Origin of the sequence: Arenimonas donghaensis DSM 18148 = HO3-R19 (genome assembly GCF_000743535.1) — a bacterium.
GTDB classification, from domain to species: Bacteria; Pseudomonadota; Gammaproteobacteria; order Xanthomonadales; family Xanthomonadaceae; genus Arenimonas; species Arenimonas donghaensis.
Window position 1 is genome coordinate 116,604 of sequence record NZ_AVCJ01000034.1, and the last position, 20,609, is coordinate 137,212.

19 protein-coding genes and 2 pseudogenes are annotated in these 20,609 nt (G+C 70.3%); 7 read left to right on the top strand and 14 right to left on the bottom strand.

The genetic code is table 11. From position 1 onward, the window contains the following. Positions 1-2: 2 nt before the first annotated feature. The 5 genes and pseudogenes from N788_RS14040 to N788_RS10630 form a co-directional block, all read right to left on the bottom strand. The gene (locus tag N788_RS14040; RefSeq protein ID WP_051924575.1) at positions 3-692 is read right to left on the bottom strand and encodes an RDD family protein; all 690 of its coding nucleotides are present in this window, start codon (positions 690-692) and stop codon (positions 3-5) included. Positions 693-695: 3 nt separating this feature from the next. Then, positions 696-1,436: a twin-arginine translocase subunit TatC gene (gene tatC / locus N788_RS10615; RefSeq protein ID WP_034224842.1), complete on the bottom strand. Its 741-nt coding sequence runs from the start codon at positions 1,434-1,436 to the stop codon at positions 696-698. Then, complete coding sequence (tatB, locus tag N788_RS10620; RefSeq protein ID WP_034224844.1) at positions 1,429-1,857, bottom strand: Sec-independent protein translocase protein TatB; 429 nt, start codon at positions 1,855-1,857, stop codon at positions 1,429-1,431. Before tatB ends, tatC begins: the two co-directional genes overlap by 8 nt. Before the next feature lie 30 nt (positions 1,858-1,887). After that, complete coding sequence (gene tatA / locus N788_RS10625) at positions 1,888-2,124, bottom strand: Sec-independent protein translocase subunit TatA (RefSeq protein ID WP_034224846.1); 237 nt, start codon at positions 2,122-2,124, stop codon at positions 1,888-1,890. An 82-nt stretch (positions 2,125-2,206) separates the two neighbouring features. Then, positions 2,207-2,881 (bottom strand): annotated as a pseudogene (locus tag N788_RS10630) (lipid-binding SYLF domain-containing protein); the annotation flags it as partial. A 122-nt stretch (positions 2,882-3,003) separates the two neighbouring features. Here N788_RS10630 and hemH point away from each other — a divergent pair. Both hemH and N788_RS10640 read left to right on the top strand, forming a co-directional pair. Further along, positions 3,004-4,014, top strand: a complete 1,011-nt coding sequence (gene hemH / locus N788_RS10635) for a ferrochelatase (RefSeq protein WP_051924576.1) — start codon at positions 3,004-3,006, stop codon at positions 4,012-4,014. Beyond that, on the top strand, positions 4,014-4,856 hold the full coding sequence (locus N788_RS10640) for an alpha/beta fold hydrolase (RefSeq protein ID WP_034224853.1): 843 nt from the start codon (positions 4,014-4,016) through the stop codon (positions 4,854-4,856). The genes hemH and N788_RS10640 overlap by 1 nt, the downstream gene beginning before the upstream one ends. On the opposite strand, the gene N788_RS10645 is transcribed toward N788_RS10640, so the two are convergent. From N788_RS10645 to ttcA, 4 genes are all read right to left on the bottom strand, one after another. Then, on the bottom strand, positions 4,853-5,377 hold the full coding sequence (locus tag N788_RS10645; protein ID WP_034224855.1) for a hypothetical protein: 525 nt from the start codon (positions 5,375-5,377) through the stop codon (positions 4,853-4,855). The genes N788_RS10640 and N788_RS10645 overlap by 4 nt on opposite strands. A gap of 21 nt (positions 5,378-5,398) precedes the next feature. Beyond that, the gene (locus tag N788_RS10650; protein ID WP_051924577.1) at positions 5,399-6,163 is read right to left on the bottom strand and encodes a YgjP family zinc-dependent metalloprotease; all 765 of its coding nucleotides are present in this window, start codon (positions 6,161-6,163) and stop codon (positions 5,399-5,401) included. Positions 6,164-6,278: 115 nt separating this feature from the next. Further along, positions 6,279-7,190, bottom strand: coding sequence for a recombination-associated protein RdgC (locus N788_RS10655; protein WP_034224857.1), 912 nt, complete (start codon positions 7,188-7,190; stop codon positions 6,279-6,281). 78 nt (positions 7,191-7,268) lie between these two features. Further along, on the bottom strand, positions 7,269-8,135 hold the full coding sequence (gene ttcA, locus N788_RS10660) for a tRNA 2-thiocytidine(32) synthetase TtcA (RefSeq protein ID WP_152560462.1): 867 nt from the start codon (positions 8,133-8,135) through the stop codon (positions 7,269-7,271). A 167-nt stretch (positions 8,136-8,302) separates the two neighbouring features. Between ttcA and N788_RS10665 the strand changes: the two genes are divergently transcribed. Further along, complete coding sequence (locus N788_RS10665) at positions 8,303-8,509, top strand: YdcH family protein (RefSeq protein WP_034224861.1); 207 nt, start codon at positions 8,303-8,305, stop codon at positions 8,507-8,509. 27 nt (positions 8,510-8,536) lie between these two features. Here the strand turns inward: N788_RS10665 and plsB are convergent. From plsB to N788_RS10685, 4 genes and pseudogenes are all read right to left on the bottom strand, one after another. Next, a pseudogene (plsB, locus tag N788_RS10670) lies at positions 8,537-11,143 on the bottom strand (glycerol-3-phosphate 1-O-acyltransferase PlsB); the annotation flags it as partial. After that, entirely contained in the window at positions 11,106-12,062 is a 957-nt protein-coding gene (locus tag N788_RS10675; protein ID WP_034224862.1) for a hypothetical protein, read from the bottom strand. The gene N788_RS10675 and the pseudogene plsB, both read right to left, overlap by 38 nt. 49 nt (positions 12,063-12,111) lie before the next feature. Further along, positions 12,112-12,828: an orotidine-5'-phosphate decarboxylase gene (pyrF, locus tag N788_RS10680; protein WP_034224864.1), complete on the bottom strand. Its 717-nt coding sequence runs from the start codon at positions 12,826-12,828 to the stop codon at positions 12,112-12,114. Between the two features lie 4 nt (positions 12,829-12,832). Further along, entirely contained in the window at positions 12,833-13,741 is a 909-nt protein-coding gene (locus tag N788_RS10685) for a 5'-nucleotidase, lipoprotein e(P4) family (protein ID WP_034224866.1), read from the bottom strand. A 178-nt stretch (positions 13,742-13,919) separates the two neighbouring features. Here N788_RS10685 and N788_RS10690 point away from each other — a divergent pair, with 178 nt between their 5' ends. Then, positions 13,920-16,121, top strand: coding sequence for a tetratricopeptide repeat protein (locus tag N788_RS10690; protein WP_034224868.1), 2,202 nt, complete (start codon positions 13,920-13,922; stop codon positions 16,119-16,121). A gap of 15 nt (positions 16,122-16,136) precedes the next feature. Here the strand turns inward: N788_RS10690 and N788_RS10695 are convergent, their stop codons facing one another. After that, positions 16,137-18,116 carry a UvrD-helicase domain-containing protein gene (locus N788_RS10695; protein WP_034224870.1) on the bottom strand — a complete coding sequence of 660 codons (1,980 nt, stop codon included), beginning with the start codon at positions 18,114-18,116 and terminating at the stop codon, positions 16,137-16,139. Between the two features lie 119 nt (positions 18,117-18,235). On the opposite strand from N788_RS10695, the gene arfB reads away from it, so the two are divergent. The 3 genes from arfB to N788_RS10710 all read left to right on the top strand — a co-directional run bounded on the left by arfB (position 18,236) and on the right by N788_RS10710 (position 20,592). Continuing rightward, the gene (gene arfB, locus N788_RS10700; RefSeq protein ID WP_051924578.1) at positions 18,236-18,670 is read left to right on the top strand and encodes an alternative ribosome rescue aminoacyl-tRNA hydrolase ArfB; all 435 of its coding nucleotides are present in this window, start codon (positions 18,236-18,238) and stop codon (positions 18,668-18,670) included. Continuing rightward, complete coding sequence (locus tag N788_RS10705) at positions 18,667-19,254, top strand: lysophospholipid acyltransferase family protein (protein WP_034224874.1); 588 nt, start codon at positions 18,667-18,669, stop codon at positions 19,252-19,254. Before arfB ends, N788_RS10705 begins: the two co-directional genes overlap by 4 nt. Before the next feature lie 78 nt (positions 19,255-19,332). After that, entirely contained in the window at positions 19,333-20,592 is a 1,260-nt protein-coding gene (locus tag N788_RS10710) for a mechanosensitive ion channel family protein (protein WP_051924579.1), read from the top strand. The last annotated feature ends 17 nt before the right edge of the window (positions 20,593-20,609 follow it).

The window sequence follows — 20,609 nt, forward strand, 5'->3', positions numbered from 1 at the left end:
GCTCAGGGCAGGCCGGCCTGCCAGGCCGCGGCCGCCAGCAGCGCGTACTGGGTGGCGACCGCGGTGAACAGCGCCGCCAACGCCAGCGCCTGGGCCCACAGCCAGTAGCGGGCCCAGCGCGGCATGGCCGCGGATGCCGCCGGTTCGAGCACCACGCGGGTGCCGGCCAACAGGTCGTGCAGTGCCCGGCCGTCCTTGCGCCAGCCGGCCAGGGCATGGCCCAGGTGCAGCAGCAGCCAGGACGGCGCGCCGGCGACGAAGCGCAGCGCGATCCGCGCCGGGCCCGGCCGGCCACCGTCGCCGGTGGTGACCCTGAGGCCGGCCAGGCGCTTGCCGGGGCTGGCCTGCCAGGGCGAGGCTTCGAAGCCGATGAACCACAGCGCCGACAGCGCCACGATCACGGCGGCCGCTATGCCCAGCGACTGCATCCAGACGGCGATGATGGCCAGCAGGGCCTCGCGCAGGGCCGGGTCGTGGCTCCAGGCCAGCAGTTCCCCGACCGGGTCCGGCCGGCGCAGCATCGCCGCGTCCATCAGCTCGAACATGCGCAGCTGGGCCTGCGCCATGTGCAGGTCGGTGCGCGCGATCATCTTCAGGCCGGTGCCCCAGAGCAGCGGCACCGAAACCGCCAGCGGCGCCAGCAGGTCCAAGCTGTAGGCGGCGTAGCGGCGCCAGAAGCCGGAAGGACGCACGGCTCAGCCCGCCTTGGACGGCCGTGACAGCAGCGCGCCGGCCAGGATGCCCAGTTCGTAGAGCAGCCACATCGGCACCGCCAGCAGGATCTGCGAGACCACGTCCGGCGGCGTGATGATGGCGGCCAGCACGAACACGCCGACGATCACGTAGCCGCGCGCTTCGCGCAGCTGCGCCGGCGTCACGACCTTGAGCAGCACCAGCACCATCACCGCCACCGGCATCTCGAAGCTCAGGCCGAAGGCCAGGAAGAGCACCAGCAGGAAATCCAGCACCTGGGTGATGTCGGGTGTCCAGGCGACGCCGTCGGGGGTGGTGCCGGCCAGGAACGCGAACACCGTCGGCATCACCAGGAAGTAGGCGAAGGTGCAGCCGACGTAGAAAAGCACGATCGCCGCGCCCAGCAGCGGCCGGGTCAGGCGTTTTTCCTGCTCGTACAGGCCGGGCGCCACGAACGCCCAGGCCTGGTAGATCAGCACCGGCATCGCCAGCAGGACGGCGACGAAAAACGCCACCTTGATCGGGATGAAGAACGGCGAGGCGACCTCGATCGCCACCAGCTGGGTCCCGGCCGGCAGGACCGCCAGCAGCGGCGAGGTGAGCCGGGAATAGATGTCGTTGGCGAAGGGAATCAGCGCCACGAACACCACGACCACCGCCAGCACGCCCTTGAGCAGGCGCGAGCGCAGCTCCAGCAGGTGGCCCATCAGGCTTTCTTCGCGCGGCGGGGCGGCGTCAGTCATCGCGGCGCGGCGGCAGCAGGGAGGGTTGCGTTGGTTCGTCCGCGGCTTGCCCGTCGCCGGTCACGTCGTCGGGCGGCGGGCCGGCGTCGGCGGCCTTGCCGGCCGCGGGCGGGTCCCGGGCTTCGACATCGGCCCGGACTTCGCGCAGGCCGGCGCCGACCTGGGCACTGGTGTCGTCCAGCTCCCGGCGGATGTCCTCGGCATCGCGGCGCAGCTCGCGCGTGGGATCGCCGATGCTGCGCTTGAGGTCCTCGGCGGCCATCTCACGCTCGAACTCGGACTTCACCGAATACCACTGCGCGCGCGCCTTGCGCACCCACAGGCCGGCGAACCGCGCGGCCTTGGGCAGGCGCTGGGGCCCGAGCACCACCAGGGCCACGACCGCGATCACCAGCAGCTCGCTGAAACCCAGGTCAAACATGGCGGCAGCGGGGCCGGCCGGGGGCCGGGCTCAGGAATCCTTGCGCTGGCTGTCCTGCGACGCGCCTTCGCGCGGCGCTTCTTCGGCGTCGCGGCGTTCGCTGCCCAGCTGCGAAGGCGGCGTCTCGTCGCCGTCCTTGAGGCCCTTTTTGAAGCCCTTGATGCCTTCGCCCAGGTCCTTGCCGACGTTCGACAGCTTCTTGGTGCCGAAGACCAGCACGACCACGACGAGGACGATCACCCAATGCCAAATGCTGAAACTGCCCATCTGCCTTCGTCCCGCGAATTAGGTATGGCCGGAGTCTAGCGCAGCCCGGCCCCGGCCGCCCTGGCCATCAGTCCTGGGAAACGGTGTTTTCCTCGAGCCGGTCGCGGAAATCCACCACCGCGGTCGGCGCCGACGGGGTGCGGCCCTCGAAGATCTGGCGCGGCGTGGTGTTGTTGCCGTAGACGCGCTGGTTGGCGGTGTGGTCCATGCGCAGCCAGGTGCCGTCCAGGGCGACACCGGCGAACAGGCCGCGGGCGCGCGAATAGCTGTAGATCTCGGCCTTGAGCTGTTCGTCGGTGCTGGCCTGGGCGCTGCGGCCCACCGGGCCGGCGGCCACCGAGGCATCGGCGCCCAGGGTGAACTTGCCGTTGACGATGTCGTTGATGCCGCGCTCGGAGCGGAACACCAGGATCACGTCGGCCGACTGCACGCCGGCCTGGAAGCCGACGCTGCCGCCGCCGAGCTTGATGAAGCTGGGGTTGGACCAGGTGCCGTCCGCGCTGCGCACCGAGATCAGGCCCTTGCCGCCGCGGCCGCCGATGATCAAACCGGCCTTGACCACGTCCGGGATGACCGCGATCGCATAGGCTTCGTCGAACATCTTCTCGGGAATGGCCGTCTCCGGGATGCGCATGATTTCGGCCAGCACGCGGGCCGCGTCGGCGGCCTTGGCTTCCTCTTTCTCGCCGGCGAGGGCCGGGGCGGCGGTAAGGGCCAGCGCGAACGCGGCGATGAACGGGGCCAGGAATCGGGTCATGGGGTTGTCTCCGGGGAAAGTCGCGACGGGGCCGAGTATGGGCGCGGGCCATGAACCCTGGGTGAGCCACGCCTTCACCGCCTGGATGATAAGTTGACCGCAGCCGACAATCACCGTCTCCCATGAAACCCTACCTGGATGCCCCGACTTCCGTGCCCGGCCCCGGCCGCACGGCCCTGCTGCTGGTCAACCTGGGCACGCCCGACGCCCCGACCAGCGCCGCCGTGCGCCGCTACCTGGCGCAGTTCCTGCACGACCACCGGGTGGTCGAACTCACGCGCTGGCTGTGGTGCCCGCTGCTGCATTTCGTGATCCTGCCGCTGCGCTCGCCGAAGGTGGCGCGCAAGTACGCCACGGTCTGGATGCAAGGCGGCTCGCCGCTGCTGGTCTACGGCCAGCGCCTGGCCCGGCAGATGCAGCACGCCCTGCCGGACGTGCAGGTGCGCCTGGCCATGCGCTACGGCAACCCCTCGGTGCCCGACGTGCTGCGCCAGCTGCAGGCCGAGGGCATGCAGCGGCTGCTGGTGCTGCCGCTGTACCCGCAGTACTCGGCGTCCACGACGGCGGCCGTCTACGACGCGGTCAGCCAGGAACTGGCGACCTGGCGACGCACGCCGGAGCTGCGCCTGGTCGCCGACTACCACCTCGACCCCGGCTGGCTCGATGCCCTGGAAGCGCGCGTGCGCGCGCACTGGGACCTGCACGGCCGCGCCGATCGCCTGCTGATGTCCTTCCACGGCCTGCCCAAGCGCTTTGAAGCCGCCGGCGACCCGTATCCGCGCCAGTGCGAGGCCGGCGCCCGCGCCCTGGCGGCGCGGCTGGAGCTGGCCGACCAGGACTGGCTGCTGACCTACCAGTCGCGCTTCGGCCGCGAAGAGTGGCTGCAGCCCTACACCGACAAAACCCTCGAACGCCTGGCGGGCGAGGGTGTCCGGACCGTGGACGTGGTCTGCCCGGGCTTCGCCAGCGATTGCCTGGAAACCCTGGAGGAAATCGCCGTCGAGAACGACGAAGTCTTCCGCCACGCTGGCGGCGAAGTCCTGCGCTACATCAGCGCCCTCAACGACGAACCCGGCCATGTCGCGGCGCTGTCGGCGCTGGCGCGCCGGCACCTGCAGGGCTGGCCGCACTGATGCAGGAAATCCGGCTCGACACCGCCCGCGGCCCGCTGGCCGCCCTGCGCGGTGGCCACGCGGCGGGCCCCAGGCTGCTGTGCCTGCACGGCTGGCTCGACAACGCCGCCAGCTTCGTGCCACTGGCCCCGTTCCTGGACGACTTCGACTGGGTGGCGCTGGACCTGCCCGGCCATGGCGCGTCTTCGCACCGGGCGCCGGGTTATGACTACGCCTTCGCCGACTGGCTGCACGACGTGCTCGATGTGCTCGACGCCCTGGACTGGCCGCAGACGAACCTGTTGGGCCACTCGATGGGCGGCGCCATCGCCTGCGTGCTCGCGGCCGCGGTGCCGGCCCGCGTGCAGCGGCTGGCGCTGGTGGAAGCCCTGGGGCCGGTTGCCGGCGATCCGCAGCAGGCCGGCCAGCGCCTGCGCGACGCCGTGGCCGCGCGCCGCGACAAACCGTCCCGTCCGCCGCGCACGCTGCCCGACGTCGACACCGCGGTCGCCGCGCGCCTGCTCGCCACCCGCATGTCGCCCGCCGCCGCCCGGCTGATCGTCGAACGCAACCTGCGCCCCGTGCCCGGGGGGTTTGCCTGGCGCAGCGACCCGCGCCTGACCTGGCCCAACCACGTGCGCATGGACGAAACGACCATCCAGACCATGCTGCGCGGCATCGAGGCGCCGGTGCGCGTGGTCGCGGCCGACCCGGCGCCGTCCTTCTTCCCGGCGCCGGTGCGTGCGGCGCGCCTGGCCTGCCTGCGCGAGGGCAGCGCGGTCGAACTCGAAGGCAGCCACCACCTGCACATGGAACAGCCGGCCGCCGTGGCCGCGGCCCTGGTCGATTTCCTGCGCGGCTAGTCGGCCGCGGGGCCGACGGTGATCGTCAGCGTGCTGCCACCTTCGGGTTCCTGGACGACGTTGGCTTCCAGGTAACGGTCGCCCTTGTCGAAGCCGGCGATGCGCACGGTGGCCTGGTCCTGCATCGTGGACTCGGTCCAGCCGGCGGCGCGCTGCGCCCGGCGGAACTCGGCGAGCACCAGCTCGACGCTGCGCGGACTGTGCAGGCCCAGCGACAGCGTGTCGCCCAGTTCGGTGGCGGTGACGATGCGGGCGTCCGCCGGCAGCGTGATGTCGCCGGGAAAGCCGGCCGGCAGGGGCAGGTCGTCGCCGCTGCTGGCCCGGTACAGACCGGCTTCGGTTTCCAGGGTGAGTTCGCGTTCGCGTGCCTGGCCGGCGGTGTCTTCGGCCTGCTGGCGCGCGTTGGCCTCCAGCGCTTCGTCGACGAGGGTTTCCGAGGCGCTGTGGCGGTCGCGACTGCAGGCGCCGCACGACAGCACGGCCAGGCAGGCAACCAGAATCAGGCGGGCGCTCGGGGCCATGGCAGGCTCCGCGACGGGGACTTACCCGGTCAAACGCGCCAGCGTCGCTTTCAAGGCCAGGCCGTCGGCCCGCAGGTAGTCGCGTTCGTCGCGCCAGCCCGGCCAGCGCGTCTCGACCTCGCGCCAGAAACGCGGTGAGTGGTCGGCGTGGATGAGGTGGCAGAGCTCGTGCACGAGCACGTATTCGAACGATGAACTGCGGCCCAGCACCAGCGCCAGGTCCAGCGACACCGCGTCGCCGGGGCTGAGCGAACCCCACAGCGACGACAGGGCCCGCACCCGCAGCGCCGTCGGCGGCCGTGGCAGCCCGGGCATGTAGCGCGGCAGCCAGGCGCCCAGGTCGGCGCGGGCCTGCTGCAGGTAGAACTCGCGCAGGGTGGCGCGGGCGCGGCGGTCGTCGGCGCGTTCGGGCAGCTGCAGTTCGATGCCGTGTTCGCCGAGCGTCGCCCGTGCGAAGCGACCCTCGCGCCAATGCAGCGGCGCGTCGGCGCCGCGCAAGGGCAGCGCGCCCTGCCAGTCGCGGCCAAACAGCGGTAAGTCATCGGGGCGCTGGCGGGCGAGTTGCCCGGCCAGCCAGTCGCGGTGTTCGCGCAGGAAGGCTTCGGCCATACGCACCGATGCCGCCATCGGCAGGGTCAGCCGGGCGCCCTTGTCAGAAACGAGGAGGCGAAGCCGGCGCGCGCGCCGGTCGCGGACCCAGCGCACCGGCACTTCGCGGCCGTCGGCCAGCGCCAGCGGCCGGATTTCGGGCACGGGCGTTGCGGGGCGCTTGGTTCGCAGGAACATGCCGCCAATTTACCGCGCCCAAGGCCTGTAGGAGCGCCTTCAGGCGCGAATCTTTTGACTTTGCCTTTGGCAAAGAAGTAATTCGCGCCTGAAGGCGCTCCTACAGGACCCTGTGTCAGGCCTCGGCGCGGCTGAACTTCAGGGCCGGCTCGAGCACGGCGAACAGGCGCTTGAGCTCGCCGGCCATCAGCGCAAAACGGGCATCGAGTTCGGCCTGCACGCCGTCGTTTTCGGTGCCCTCGAGCTGGTCGACGGCGCCGTCGAGGAACTTGAGCTTGCGGATCACCAGGTCCTCGCCGAGCACGAAGCCGACGTGGTCGTCCAGCACCAGGGCCAGGCGGGTGGCCTGCTTGCCGGCCTCGAGATGCTGGCGGATTTCGTCCACCTCCAGCTCGTGGCGGCTGCAGCGCACCACCGCGCCGCCGTCGACCGGATCCTTGAGCTCGCATTCGTCGCCCAGCGCCAGCCCGGGCGGCAGCGGCTCGCCGGCCAGCCAGCCGGTGAGGATGGCGCGCACCGAAACTTCGGCATTGAGCGGCAGGGCCGGGAAGCTGCCCAGGGCGTGGCGGACTTCCGACACCAGGTTCTCGGCGGTCTTGCGCGAGCTGGTGTCCACCGCGATGAAGCCGTGTTCGAGGTCGAGCGTGGCCGAGCAGCGCACCGGGCGCACGAAGGCGCGCGGCAGCAGTTCCATGACGATGTCTTCCTTCAGGCGCTTGCGGGCGCGGCCGCCCAGGCGCCGGCCTTCCTTGTCCTCGATCTCGGAAATCTTGCGGCCCAGGTGGTCGTTGACCACCGCCGCCGGCAGCAGCCGGTCCTCGCCGCCCAGGGTGATCCAGATGGCGTCGCCGACGCGATGGCTCAGGGTCGCGCCGTCGCGACCGAAGGGCGAGATGAAGCCGCGCGACATCAGCTCGGACGGGCCGACCGGCTTGAGCTTGCACTCTTCCAGGCGGGCGTCGAGGTCATCGAGGGTTTTGGCGAGGGTGGCGGGAAAGCGGAAGAACGTGAGGTTACGAAAAAACATCAAGACTCCAGGGAATGGGGACGGGTGCAATGAACCCGTGCCGGTGAATCCAGGTAAGCGATGTCCAGCCGGGACGGGTTAATCGCACCCGTCCCCAGCCAGCCAGGCGTGCGCGTCGGGCGCGGGCGTGTCGCCGCGGCGGCCGAGGCCGACGAAATCGAACAGGGCCGGGTCGGCCAGCTGGCCCGGGCGCACGTCGGCCAGCGCCTTGGCGATGGTCTCGATGCGGCCGGGGCTTTCTTTTTCCCAGGCGGCCAGCATGCGCCCGACCTGCTTGCGCTGCAGGTTCTCCTGCGAGCCGCACAGGGTGCAGGGGATGATCGGGAACTGCTTCCAGTCGGCGTAGGCGATCAGATCGGCCTCGCGGCAGGTCGCCAGCGGCCGGATGACCAGGTGCTCGCCGTCGTCGCTGCGCAGCTTGGGCGGCATGGTGGCCAGCTTGGCGTGGAAGAACAGGTTCATGAAGAAGGTGGCGACCAGGTCGTCGCGATGGTGGCCCAGCGCGATCTTGGTGAAGCCGTTCTCGCTGGCGTGCCGGTACAGCGCGCCGCGCCGCAGGCGCGAGCACAGCGAGCACATCGTCTTGCCTTCAGGCACGACGCGCTTGACCACCGAATAGGTGTCCTGCTCGATGATGGTGAAAGGCACGCCGATCGAACGCAGGTAGTCGGGCAGCACGTGTTCGGGGAAACCGGGCTGCTTCTGGTCCAGGTTCACCGCCACCAGCTCGAATCGCACCGGCGCCTTCCTGCGCAGCTGCAGCAGGATGTCGAGCATCGCGTAGCTGTCCTTGCCGCCCGACAGGCACACCATCACCTTGTCGCCGTCCTCGATCATGCCGTAGTCGGCGATCGCCTGGCCGACCTGGCGGCGCAGGCGCTTGGCCAGTTTGGCGCGCTCGTGGGCTTGCTTGCGCGGGACGGGGTCTTGCAGCGGCAGGGTCATCGCGGCACGTGAAAGGAAGCGGTCGGCCATTTTACGCCTTTCCCGTGCAGGAGCGCCTTCAGGCGCGAATCCCTTCTTTGCCAAAGGCAAAGTCCAAAGATTCGCGCCTGAAGGCGCTCCTACATGGGGGCGGGCGGTAGTAAGCTTGCCGGGAACCGGGAGAACGCATGGCCACGGAAGATCCCGCCAAGATCACTGCCCAGCTGGTCGAACTCAGGGTCGAGCATCGCGACCTCGACCAGGCCATCGAGCGCCTGGCCGCCGACCTGCAGGCCGACGAGCTGGCGCTCAAGCGCCTGAAGAAGCGCAAGCTGCGCATCAAGGACATGATCACGGCGCTCGAGAGCCGGCTTATTCCCGACCTCGACGCCTGATCTTCGCCAGCGTGGCGCGGGTTTTGCCTAGTCCGCCTTCGTGCCTTCGTCTTCGCGGGTCCCCGAGCGCGCCACCTTGCTCACCGCCTCGGGCGACAGCTTGGCGATGGTGTGGCGCAGGTCGCGGCCCAGCACCACCTTGGCGTCCTTCTCCCAGGCCATCAGCGGCTCGTCGAAGTCGAGCTTGCCGTTCTCGGCGATCCAGACCAGCTTCATCTCGCGCAGCTTCTGGATGAAGCCGCGGAACAGCGTCTTGTCGAAGAACTCCGGCGCCGCCGGCGCGTACAGCAGGGACAGGCGCTGGGCGGTGAGCTGGCACAGGGTTTCGAGCTCGCCCGAGCTGAGTGTGCGCGGACCGTTCTTGACCAGCGTGGTGATGGCGATGAAGTAGCGCTCGAAGGCCTGTTGCAGGCTGTGGGCGACCGCGCGCAGGCGGAAGACTTCGTCGGTCTGGCCCGGGCCGCGCGACAGGTAACCGCCGTCGTCCTCGCTGGCCAGCGACAGCAGGCCTTCGGACACGAACAGGTCGATGGTGGCGTCCAGGTGCGCGACGAAGCCGTCGCCGTCCCAGGGCAGGAAGAGTTCTTCCTGCACGAAGGGATAGATCGTGCGGCCCAGGCGCAGCAGGCCGGAGCGGCTCATGCGGCGGTTGTTCTGGAAACACAGCGCCACCCAGGCGGCACCGGCGAACAGGTGCAGCACGTTGTTGCGGAAGTAGCTTTGCAGCACCGCGGTTTCACCCTCGACGCTGAGCACGGCGCCCAGCGGGTGGTCGGTGCGGGTGAGTACGCCGATCTTCTCGCCGTAGGCGACGATCCCGGCCGGGTCGAGTTCGGTGACGGTGACGCGGTCCGAATACGGCAGCGTCGCCAGCAGCTTCTTGTACAGGCCCAGTTGCGCCAGCAGGTCGGCTTCCGACATCGCGTGCTTGGGCGTGGCCAGCAAGGCCAGCGCCAGCAGGTTGACCGGGTTCACGTCGGCGGCGCGGTTGATGTTGACCTGGATCTGGTTGGCGATGTCCTCGACGGCCGCGTTGAGCCAGGTCGGCTTTTCATCCGGGTCGGCGGCGTTGCGCTCGCGCCAGTCCGGCGCGTGCGTGGCCAGCACCTGGTCCAGGAAGATCGGCTCGCCAAAGTTCACCGCGACCTTGCCGTAGTGCTGGCGCAGAATGCCGCCGGCGGCCTTGACCAGGGCCCAGATGGTTTCCTTTTCCTTGGGCTGGCCGGTCAGTTCGTCCAGGTAGCTCTTGCCCTCGATCAGCTTCTCGTAGCCGATGTAGACCGGCTGGAACACCACCGGCCGACGCGGCGCGCGCAGGAAGGCCTTAAGCGTCATCACGATCATGCCGCCCTTGGGCGGCAGCAGCCGGCCGGTGCGCGAACGACCGCCTTCGATGAAGTACTCAAGCGAAAAACCCTCGCCGACCAGCTGCGCCACGTATTCGCCCAGCACCGCCGCATACAGCGCGTTGCCGCGGATCGAGCGGCGGATGAAGAAGGCGCCGCCACGGCGAAGGATCGGGCCCAGCACCGGCATGTTGAGGTTGATGCCCGCCACGATGTGCGGCGGCACGATGCCGCGGCTGTAGAGCAGGTAGCTCAGCAGCAGGTAGTCCATGTGGCTGCGGTGGCAGGGCACGTAGATGACTTCGTGGCCCGGCGCGACCTGCTTGAGCGTGTCCAGGTGGTGGACGTTGAGGCCGTCGTAGATGCGGTTCCAGAAACCCGTGAGCGCGAACGAGGCCGAGCGCACCACCGGGTTGGAATAGTCGGCGGCGATTTCCCAGGCAAACGAATGCGCCTTCTTCCAGGCGTCGAGGTATTCGGTGCCGTCGCGGCGGGCCTGGTCGGCGATGGACTTGCGCACCGGTTCGGCGTCGAGCACGCGGTCGACCAGCAGCCGGCGGGTGGACAGGTCGGGGCCGATGACCGCGGTCTTGATGCGGCGGAAGTGCGCACGCAGCACCCGGCTGACCTTGCGCACCTGGCGCTCGTGCGGCATGTCGTCGCCCAGGATTTCCCAGACCCGCACGCCCGGCGAGAACTGCACCACGGTGTCGCGGCCATTGAGCAGGATGGCCAGCAGCCGGCGGAAGCGGCCGACCAGCACCCAGTTTTCCGAGAACAGCACCGAGAACCAGCCCGACTGCCGCGCCGGTGCCCGGCCGACGAAGATCGACACCGGCACCAGCTGCACGTCCTGGTCCGGATACAGCCGGTGCGCCATCAGCAGGCGGGACAGCGCATCGGAGTGGTTGCGGTTGCGCGGGCGGCCGAAGATCCCGGCACGCCGGCGCGACAGCGCCACGTAGGCGCGCTTGCGGCCCAGCGGGTCACCGGGCAGCGCGCCCAGGGGCGAGGGCAGGCCGGCCTCGCGGCAGGCGCGGTCCAGGATCAGGGTGTTCGAGAGCCCGTAGTTCTCGATGACGTAGCAAATCGGCCGGTCCAGGTCGAAGGGCGGCTCGGCCGGTTCGCGCTTGATCTCGATCCAGGGCTTGAGCAGCCCTTCCATCAGGCGGGCCCACAGCGGCGGTTTGCCGGGCGGACGGGGAGGCGGGCCCGGGATGGGCGTGTTCACGGCATCCATGCGTGCTGGCTCAGTCGGCGCTGCCGGCGTCCGCGGCGGCCTGGGTCGGGGCGTCCGCTGGCGTGGACGTGGCGGCGGCCACTTCCGGGCCGGCCTCGGCGAGGTCGGCTTCGGCCTGGCGAATGGCGTCGGCGCTGTACCAGCCTTCGCCGACGCGCTGCATCTGGGTCTCGAAGCTGATGGTCCTGCCCAGCAGCGGGTAGCTGACCTTCACCGTCGCCTGGTCGCCGTCGCGCGAGAGCAGCTCGGCTTCGACGCCGTCGAGGGAGGCGTCGAGGTCCATGTCGTAGGCCTTGGCCGCCTGCTTGATGCCGGCCAGGGCGATGCCGCCCTTTTCCATGGCCGGCATCATTTCCAGGGCGCGGGCCTGTTCCAGGGTCGGCAGGTCCAGTTCGTGGGCAGTGGCGCTGAGCGCGGCGATGGCTTCGCGGGCGCGCTTGCGGTCGGTGAACAGGGTCGGCTGGGCCCAGGCCAGCAGGGCGGCCACCAGGGCCTGGCCGTGGTTCTTGTCGGTCGCGCTGAGCTCGGTGTTGGCCTCGATGGCGGCGTTGAGGAAGATGCCGGCGGTGGCCTGCATCAGCGGCCACTGGCCGGCGATCTCGGTCTCGAACTCGGCCAGCTTGGGCTCGATGTCGCGCATCAGGGCGCGTTCGGCGTCCGGGGCGGTCAGGCGGGCCATGACGTCGGCGTACTCGCGGGCCTCTTCCGGGTCGGCGGGCTCGGCTTCGGCCAGGCGGCGGTTCCACAGCGCCTCGGTGCGGGCGTGCAGCTCGGGCGGCAGACCCAGCCGGGACCAGCGCACCAGGTCGTTGTCGCGCAGGGCCTGGGCCTGGGCCTCGATCGCGGCGACCGGGTCGCCGGGGACGGTGGAGGCGTCATCGGCCGGCTCATCGCGTCCACAGGCGGCCAGCACGAAGGCGACCAGCAGCAGGACCACCAGGGCCCGGAAGTTCGGGTTTCGGATCATGGGGCTCGGTGTACGTGAATTCGGGCGCCGAATCTAGCAGATCGGGCGTTCAGGACCCGTTTTCCGCGGCGGCCAGGGCCTGGCCGACCTGGGCCTGGATCTGCTCGGCCGCGGCGGCCGGGTCGGCGGCGTTGCGGATGGGCCGGCCGACCACGATGTAGTCGGCGCCGGCCGCGAAGGCCGAGGCGACGTCCACGGTGCGCTTCTGGTCGTCGCCGCCCGGGCCGGCCGGGCGGATGCCCGGGCAGACCACCAGGAAACCCGGCCCGGCGGCCCGGCGGATGGCGGCGGCCTCCTGGCCCGAGGCGATGACGCCGTCGCAGCCGGCGGCCTGGGCGGCCAGGGCGCGCTCCACGACCACCTCGGAAGGCTCACGATCGATGCCCATTTGGCGAAGATCGCCGCGATCCATGGAGGTCAGCACGGTCACGGCAAGGAGGCGAATGTCGCCCTTCTCCTGCGAAGCTGCCTGCATCATGGCGCCATGTTGGCCATGGATGGTGCAAAACGACACCGGGTAGCGGCGCAGCCCGCGGATGGTTGCGGCCACGGTGGCGGGCACATCGTGGAACTTCAGGTCCACGAACACCTGCTTGCCGCGCCCGGCCAGGTCCTCGAGCACGCGGAAGTAGTCGCCGCTGGTCAGCAGCTCCATGCCGATCTTGTAGAAGCCCACGCTGTCGCCCAGGCGTTCGACCCAGGCGCTGGCCTCGGCGGCGGTGGGGACGTCGAGGGCGAAGATGAGCCGGTCGCGGACGGGGATCATGGCGTTATTCGGCGTAGTTCAGGGCGTCGAGCTTGCGCTGGCGACGCTCGGTGGCGGGCAGTTCCCAGGCATTGTTGAACAGGGCCGGCTCCCAGCTGCCGTAGGTCGGGTTGGGCAGCACGAACCAGCGTTCGCCGAACCAGCCCAGCCAGGGGTGCAGGGCCTGCTTGCGGCCGGCCGGGGTATTGGCGTCGATGGTGACCATGTCGCCGATCTGGTCGCCGAACTGCATCAGCACCCGGTGCGTGCGGCCGACGTGCTGGCGGCGGCAGGTCTTTTCCGAACCGTGCTGTTCGCAGCCGTCCACGTAGAAGCCCAGGCCCAGGAACTGGTCTTCGGACTCGATCGGGAAACCCACCGCCTTGAGGTTGGCGACCGTGGCCTCGTTGAGGTGGGCGGCGCGGTTGGAGACGTAGAAGATCGTGACGCCGCGGGCGGCGGCGGCCTGGGCGAATTCCAGGGAGCCGGGCACCGGCCGGGCCTTTTCCTCGCGCACCCAGGCGTCCCAGGTGACTTCGTTGTAGCTGCCGCCGTCGCGCACCAGGCGGGCCTGGTAGGGCGAGTTGTCCAGCACCGTCTCGTCGATGTCCACGATGATCGCCGGCGGCAGGCCGTCGGCCGGGTTGGCGCGTTCGGCCGGCACCAACGCGTCCCAGCCCGGGGTCTTGATGGCGCGGTCGAGCTCGGCCAGGGCGGCGCGGAAGGTCTGGCCGGCGATCAGGTGGTATTCCTCGGCGGTCTGCACCCAGGCCACGGCATTGAGGTTGTCGTTGGCTGCCGGTGTGGCGGCGACTTCCGGCGCGGCCGGAGCGGCTGGCGCGGCCGGGGCCGCCGGGGCGGGTGCCGGCAGGGTCTGGCAGCCGGCCAGGGACAGCAGCACGGCGGACAGCAGCAGGGGGCGGGACAGGGACATCGGCGACTTCCTGGCAGGCAAGGCCACGCAGTTTAGCCGACGCCCATGACTGATTCCCCACGCGCCCGTGCCCGGGAACGTGAATCATGCGCCACCGGCCCGTCGGGGCCGCCGGGCCATGCCCGTGGACGCGCACCCGCCCTGGCGGCGCCGCGCACTATTGCCTGAGGAATCGATGATGGAAGCCGGGAAGCTGGCGGCGCGTGTCGCCGGGTGGGTGGGGGAAGCAGTGCGCGGGTTCGCGACCCTGCCCAGGCTGGCGCAGGCCGGCGTGGTGATGGCCGCCGTGGCCGGACCGGCCCTGGCCTTCATGGTCGCCGGTGGGGCCGGCGACGGGCCCGGCCGGGCGACCCTGCCGGCAGGCATCGCCCCGGCCGGCGCCGCGACCGACGGCGGCGAAGGCCGCTTGCTGGGGGCCGCCTCCCTGCCATCCATCGACCCGGAGCGGGTGCTGGACCGCCTGGCGCGCGAGGGTGCGCGCGCCGAGGCGGCCGTGCACGCCGACCAGGATGACGGGATGGATTTCGACGACGCGCTCGAGCGCCTGGTCGAAGGGGTCGAGTCCGAGGACGGTGGCGACGGCCTGATCCGTCGGCTGCGCGAAAGCCCCCAGGGCAGTCGCCCCGAGGTGCTGGTTTCGCACAGCCTCCCGCTGATGGCCGCGGGCGATGCCTGGGGCGCCGTGGCCAACCTGCTGGTGGCGCACGAGGCCGACGAAGACGACGCCACGGCGCTGGTGGCGCTGGCGGCCATCGCCAACAGCAAGGGCCTGCCGGCGGTGGCGCTGGCGCTGCTGGACCGGGCAGAGCGGCTTGGGCCCGACGCCGGGTCGACGCCCGTGGGCATGCACGAGTACGCGGCCTTGCTGAACAACCGTGGCCACGCGCTGCTGCTGCAGGGGCGTTACGCCGATGCCGAAGCCGCGCTGCGCGAGGCCTTGCAGCGCAATCCGGAAATGTCGGAGGCCGCGCGCAACCTCGTGCATGCCTTGCTGCGCCAGGACCGTCGGGACGAAGCACGCATGCTGGTGCCACGCGCGACGTGGCGCCTGCGCGGCCAGCCGGGGCAGCCGGTGCCCACGCGCGACGAGGAAGGCGGGAAAGGCGAACCCGCCCCGCCCGCCGGCAGTGAAGAACAGGTGGCCGGGTGGACGCGCGCGCCCTGGCTTGAGCAGCGCCATGGCCAGCTTTCCCTGCCGCTGTGGATTGCCCTGGACCTGTCCCGCCAGGGGCAGATCGCCTGGCCGCACATCCTCTATCCGGCCGCGGACGAGAGTTACGCCACGTACGCCACCCGGGCTTCGGCGCGTTTCCTCGCGGCCCGCGAAAAGGCCGCGGCGCTGCGCGAGCAGATGGGCCCGACGATGACTTCGCTGGTGGTGCGGCGCATGACCCTCGGCGAGTCCATCCAGCAGGCCATCCACACACGCGTGTCGACGCCGTGGATGCTCGAACCGATCGACACCGACATGCATCCGCTGGACGCGGGCAAGGAACGGCTGATCCTGGCCAGCGGTTCGCCCACCCGGTTCGCGGCGCTCGACGCCGCCCGCGCGGAATACGAGATGGAGCGGGCGGCGGACCGGCTCTACGAGCGCTACCGTCGCGACGCCCGCTGCCCGGTCGGCAGCACGTCGCCGGCGTGTTGCGCGATCCACCGGCGCGAGGTCAACCGCAACATCGCCGAGTTCACGCCCTACGCGCGTGACTACGAAGAACAGATGCGGGTGTTTTTCGGCCAGGCCTACGGGCTGTCCACCGCGATCACCTCCAACCTGCCGGCGGGCGGCTGGCACGACCTGTCGCGCATCGAGATCGAACAGCAGGTGCTGAACCTGCATGGCCACGTGCAGCGCGAGGTCGCCTTTGCCTTCAGCCACGCCGCGCCGTCGGGCAGCGCCTGCTACGGACCCGTCGGCGACGCGACCGGCGAGGCGCCTGAGGTGGTGGTGGACGCCCCGGCCTGCAGCGCGGCGTCGCAGTGGGCGTCGGGCAAGTGGGCCTTCAGCAACAACTTCTCGGTCGAGGCCACCTGCGGAAAGATCAAGTTCGTCGCCGAGATCAACGTCATCGGCACCCGCAAGTTCAAGTGGGGGCCGCTGTCGGACGTGGGCGCCGACCTGGGCATGCATGCCGAGGCGGAGTTCTCGATGGACGGCACGGTGACGATCTTCGCCGGGCCCAAGGGTGGCGTGTCGGGCAAGGTGGGCGGCATCGGCGGCGATTTCGGCGCCAAGGACGGCATCTACGCCGTGATCGGCCGCGAGGGCGTCAAGGACGTTGGGTTCCGCGTGGTGATCGGCGGTGGCGTGGCCGCGGGCCAGGGTGGCGCCACCCACGACGTCGAGGTCATGGATTTTTCGCTGGTTTCGGCGATCTGATCCCGTCGCCCGCGATCAGTCCCCGAACAGCGCGGCGATGGCGTCCATGTGGGCGCGGCCGCGCTGTTTTTTCTCGGCGGTCTCGCGTTCCGGGTCGCTGCCGTCGCGCAGCAGGTCGGCGGCCGGCAGTTCGTCCAGGAAGCGGCTGGGCAGCAGGTGTTCGACCGCGCCCCAGCGCTTGATCTCGGCGCTGTGCGACAGGTACAGGCGTTCCTTGGCGCGGGTGATGCCGACGTACATCAGCCGGCGCTCCTCCTCGAGCCCGCCTTCCTCGACGCTGGCTTCGTGCGGCAGGTTGCCGTCCTCGCAGCCGATCACGAACACCGTGCGGAACTCCAGGCCCTTGGCCGCGTGCAGGGACATCAGCCGCACCGCGTTGCCGGGTTCGCCGCGGTCGGCGTTCGACAGCAGCGCCAGCTGCGCGGCCAGTTCGCCCGGGCCGCCGCCGCGGGCGCCTTCGAACCACGAGGCCAGTTCGTCGAGGTTGGCCTTGCGGCGCAGGAAGCCTGCCTCGTCCTTGCACTGGGCGCGCACCATGGCCAGCAGGCCGCTGCGCTCGGCCAGCACCGGCACCAGCTCGGCCGGCGTCAGGCGTTCGGCCTCGTCGCGCAGCGACTGCACGACCCGGCTGAACTCATCCAGGCCGGCGGCCGCCCGCGGCGTGAGCTGCTTGAGGAAGCCAACCTGGCCGGCGGCCCGCGACATCGACAGGCCGGCCGTCTGCGCCATCGCCGCCAGCTTTTCCAGCGTGGTCGCACCGACTTCGCGCTTGGGCGCGGCGATCGCGCGCAGGAAGGCGGTGTCGTCATCGGGATTGGCCAACACCCGCAGCCAGCTCAGCAGGTCCTTGACCTCGGCCCGGTCCAGGAACGCGGTGCCGCCGGTGAGGTGGTAGGGCACGCGCAGCAGCTGCAGGGCCTTTTCCAGCGGCCGAGACTGGTGGTTGCCGCGGAACAGGATGGCGAATTCGCCCCAGGGGATTTCCTTGGCCTGCTTGAGGTAGTGGATCTCGGCGGCGATGCGTTCGGCTTCGTGTTCGGAATTGCGGCACTGCCAGACCCGCACCGGCTCGCCGTCGCCGTGCTGGCTCCAGAGCTGCTTGAGGTGCTTGTGCGGGTTTTTTTCGATCAGGGTGTTGGCGCAGCGCAGTATGCGGCCGGTGCAGCGGTAGTTCTGTTCGAGCTTGATGACCTTCAGTGCCGGGTAGTCCTGGGCCAGCAGGTCCAGGTTTTCCGGCTGGGCGCCGCGCCAGGCGTAGATGGACTGGTCGTCGTCGCCGACGCAGGTCATGTTGCCCTTGGGCCCGGCCAACTGCTTGAGCAGGCGGTACTGGGCGCCATTGGTGTCCTGGCATTCGTCCACCAGCAGGTAACGGATGCGTTCGCGCCAGCCGGCGGCCAGGTCGGGCTCGGCTTCGAGCAGCTGCAGCGGCAGCCGGATCAGGTCGTCGAAGTCCACCGCGTTGAACGCCTGCAGCCGCGCCTGGTAGCGGGCGTAGAGCGCCGCCGCCTCGCGTTCGCGCATCGAGCGCGCGGCCTCGGCGGCCTGCTCGGGCGTGAGCGCGTTGTTCTTGGCGGCGCTGACCAGGTTCTGCAGTGCGTACAGCGCGTCCTTCTTCAGGCCCTGCGGCGCCAGGTCCTTGATGATGCCCATCTGGTCGTCGGCGTCGAAGATCGAGAAGCCGCGGCGCAGGCCAGCGCGCTCGTGTTCGATCTGCAGGAAGCGCAGGCCCAGGGAATGGAAGGTGGTGACCGTCAGGCCGTCGGCGGCGTCGCCCTTGATGCGCCGGGCGACGCGCTCGCGCATCTCGCGCGCGGCCTTGTTGGTGAAGGTGATGGCGGCGATGTGCCGGGCCTCGCGCTGGCCGCTGGCGATCAGGTGGGCGATCTTCTCGGTGATCACGCTGGTCTTGCCGCTGCCCGCGCCGGCGAGCACGAGCAGGGGACCGGCCGTGTAGGCGACCGCTTCTTTCTGGGGAGGGTTGAGGCCTTGCATGAGGGGAGGGATTGTACCGGGCCGACCCCCTGTAGGAGCGCCTTCAGGCGCGAAGCTTTTCACCGCGCCAGAGCATTCGCGTCTGAAGGCGCTCCTACAGGGGGAGTGGCGGAAGTAGAATGCGCGCCATGCTGCAGGTCACGCCCACGCTGGCTATTCCCGACGACGAACTGGTCGAGCGCTTCGTGCGCTCGGGCGGGCCCGGCGGGCAGAACGTGAACAAGGTCTCGACCGCGGTCGAGCTGCGCTTCGACGTGGCCAATTCGCCGTCGCTGCCCGAACCGGTGCGGGCGCGCCTGCTGGCCCGGCGCGACCGCCGGCTCACCGACGACGGCGTGCTGGTGCTCAGCGCCCAGCGCTTCCGCACCCAGGACCGCAACCGCGAGGACGCCCGCGAGCGGCTGGCGGCGGTCATCGCCGCCGCCACGGTGGCGCCGAAGAAGCGCATCGCGACCAAACCCACCAAGGGCTCGAAGGAACGGCGCCTGGGCGCCAAGCGCGAACGGGCCTCGGTGAAGCGCCAGCGCAGCGCCTCGCGCTGGGAGCGCGAATGACCCGCGTCCCGGCGCTGCCGCCGCAGGCGCCGCGCCAGGGCGGCCGCGTCAGCCGCTGGTTCGGCCGCAGCGTCCTGCGCCTGGGCGGCTGGACCATCGAGGGCGACTTCCCGGCCGACCCGCGGGTGGTGGTCATCGCGGCGCCGCACTCCTCGGCCTGGGACGCCATCTGGGGCCTGGCGGCGAAACTGGCGATGGGCGTGGACATCACCTTCATCGCCAAGGCCGAACTTTTCCGCGGGCCCGTGGGCTGGCTGCTGCGCAAACTGGGCGGCGTGCCCGTGGACCGCAGCGCGCCGGGCGGCCTGGTCGACCAGACGGTCGAGAAGATCCGCGCCGCCGAGCGCATGTATTTCGTGCTGGCGCCCGAAGGCACGCGCAAGCGCGTCGACGCCTGGAAAACCGGCTTCTGGAAGATCGCCCGGCGCGCCGACGTGCCGGTGTTCTGCGCCTGGTTCCACTACCCGACGCGCACGATCGGCCTGGGTCCCCGGGTCGAGCTGAGCGACGACCAGGCCGCCGACATGGCGCGCATCCGCGAAATCTACCGGCCCCATATCGGCAAGAACCGCGACACGCTTTAGGTCCGATGACCGTGTGGGAGGGACTTCACGTCCCGATTCGCATTTGGGCCACCCACGTTGGGCCGCTAGACTGACCCGATGGACTTCATCTACGACTTCTACGACCAGATTACCGCCCATCCCTGGCTGCATTCGGCGACCATCGGGCTCTCCCTGCTGCTGCTGGCCTGGCTGGCCGACCAGCTGACCCAGCGCATCCTGCTGCGCGTGCTGGTCCGGGTGGTCGAGGCCTCGTCGGTGAAATGGGACGACGCGCTGGTGTCGCGAGGCGTCATCGCGCGCCTGGCCCACGCGGTGCCGGCAGTCGTGATCTACCTGGGCGTGCCGCTGGTGCCGGGCTTGCCCGAGGGTGCGGTGGAGGTGGTCCGCAACGTCGCCGCCGCCTACGTGGTGCTCACCGCCGCCCAGGCCCTGAGCGCCTTCCTGGCCAGCCTGCAGGACATCTACGAGGCCGGCGACCCCGAGCGCGCGCGCAGCCGCCCGATCAAGGGCTACCTGCAGGTCGCCAAGATCATCCTGTTCGTGCTGGCGGCGGTGCTGGTCATCGCGGTGCTGGTGGACAAATCGCCGCTGCTGCTGCTCTCGGGTTTTGGCGCGATGACGGCGGTGCTGATGCTGGTGTTCAAGGACACCATCCTGTCCCTGGTCGCCAGCGTGCAGATCCAGTCCAACGACATGGTGCGCGTCGGCGACTGGATCGAGATGCCCAAGTACGGCGCCGACGGCGACGTCATCGACGTCGCCCTGCACACGGTGAAGGTGCAGAACTGGGACAAGACCATCACCACCATCCCCACCCACGCGCTGATCGCCGACAGCTTCAGGAACTGGCGCGGCATGAGCGAGTCCGGTGGCCGCCGCATCAAGCGGGCGCTGCCGATCGACCAGGGCACCGTGCGCTACCTGTCCGACGCGGAGCGCGAGGACCTGTCGCGGTTCGTCCTGCTGCAGCCCTACCTGGACCGCAAGGCGTCCGAGCTGGCCGAATTCAACGCCCAGCGCCAGGGCAAGGCGCCGGTGAACCTGCGCCGGCTTTCCAACCTGGGCACGTTCCGCGCCTATGCCCGTGCCTACCTGCAGGCACACCAAGGCATCCGCGACGACATGACCCTGCTGGTGCGCCAGCTCGATCCGGGCCCGCAGGGCCTGCCGATCGAAATCTACTGCTTCACCGCTACCACGGCCTGGGGTGAGTACGAAGACATCCAGTCGGACATCTTCGACCACCTGCTGGCGATCCTTCCGGAGTTCGGCTTGCGCGCATTCCAGGCCCCGTCCGGTGGTGATGTTTCCAAGCTCTGTGGGAGGGACTTCAGTCCCGAAAAGCTTCGGGACTGAAGTCCCTCCCACAGCAA

Excerpts from the sequence above, each read along its gene's own strand:
- tatC (WP_034224842.1), bottom strand. The coding sequence starts at position 1,436 with ATGACTGACGCCGCCCCGCCGCGCGAAGAAAGCCTGATGGGCCACCTG.
- tatB (WP_034224844.1), bottom strand. The coding sequence starts at position 1,857 with ATGTTTGACCTGGGTTTCAGCGAGCTGCTGGTGATCGCGGTCGTGGCC.
- tatA (WP_034224846.1), bottom strand. The coding sequence starts at position 2,124 with ATGGGCAGTTTCAGCATTTGGCATTGGGTGATCGTCCTCGTCGTGGTC.
- hemH (WP_051924576.1), top strand. The coding sequence starts at position 3,004 with ATGAAACCCTACCTGGATGCCCCGACTTCCGTGCCCGGCCCCGGCCGC.
- N788_RS10640 (WP_034224853.1), top strand. The coding sequence starts at position 4,014 with ATGCAGGAAATCCGGCTCGACACCGCCCGCGGCCCGCTGGCCGCCCTG.
- N788_RS10645 (WP_034224855.1), bottom strand. The coding sequence starts at position 5,377 with ATGGCCCCGAGCGCCCGCCTGATTCTGGTTGCCTGCCTGGCCGTGCTG.
- N788_RS10650 (WP_051924577.1), bottom strand. The coding sequence starts at position 6,163 with ATGTTCCTGCGAACCAAGCGCCCCGCAACGCCCGTGCCCGAAATCCGG.
- N788_RS10655 (WP_034224857.1), bottom strand. The coding sequence starts at position 7,190 with ATGTTTTTTCGTAACCTCACGTTCTTCCGCTTTCCCGCCACCCTCGCC.
- ttcA (WP_152560462.1), bottom strand. The coding sequence starts at position 8,135 with ATGACCCTGCCGCTGCAAGACCCCGTCCCGCGCAAGCAAGCCCACGAG.
- N788_RS10665 (WP_034224861.1), top strand. The coding sequence starts at position 8,303 with ATGGCCACGGAAGATCCCGCCAAGATCACTGCCCAGCTGGTCGAACTC.
- N788_RS10675 (WP_034224862.1), bottom strand. The coding sequence starts at position 12,062 with ATGATCCGAAACCCGAACTTCCGGGCCCTGGTGGTCCTGCTGCTGGTC.
- pyrF (WP_034224864.1), bottom strand. The coding sequence starts at position 12,828 with ATGATCCCCGTCCGCGACCGGCTCATCTTCGCCCTCGACGTCCCCACC.
- N788_RS10685 (WP_034224866.1), bottom strand. The coding sequence starts at position 13,741 with ATGTCCCTGTCCCGCCCCCTGCTGCTGTCCGCCGTGCTGCTGTCCCTG.
- N788_RS10690 (WP_034224868.1), top strand. The coding sequence starts at position 13,920 with ATGGAAGCCGGGAAGCTGGCGGCGCGTGTCGCCGGGTGGGTGGGGGAA.
- N788_RS10695 (WP_034224870.1), bottom strand. The coding sequence starts at position 18,116 with ATGCAAGGCCTCAACCCTCCCCAGAAAGAAGCGGTCGCCTACACGGCC.
- arfB (WP_051924578.1), top strand. The coding sequence starts at position 18,236 with ATGCGCGCCATGCTGCAGGTCACGCCCACGCTGGCTATTCCCGACGAC.
- N788_RS10705 (WP_034224874.1), top strand. The coding sequence starts at position 18,667 with ATGACCCGCGTCCCGGCGCTGCCGCCGCAGGCGCCGCGCCAGGGCGGC.
- N788_RS10710 (WP_051924579.1), top strand. The coding sequence starts at position 19,333 with ATGGACTTCATCTACGACTTCTACGACCAGATTACCGCCCATCCCTGG.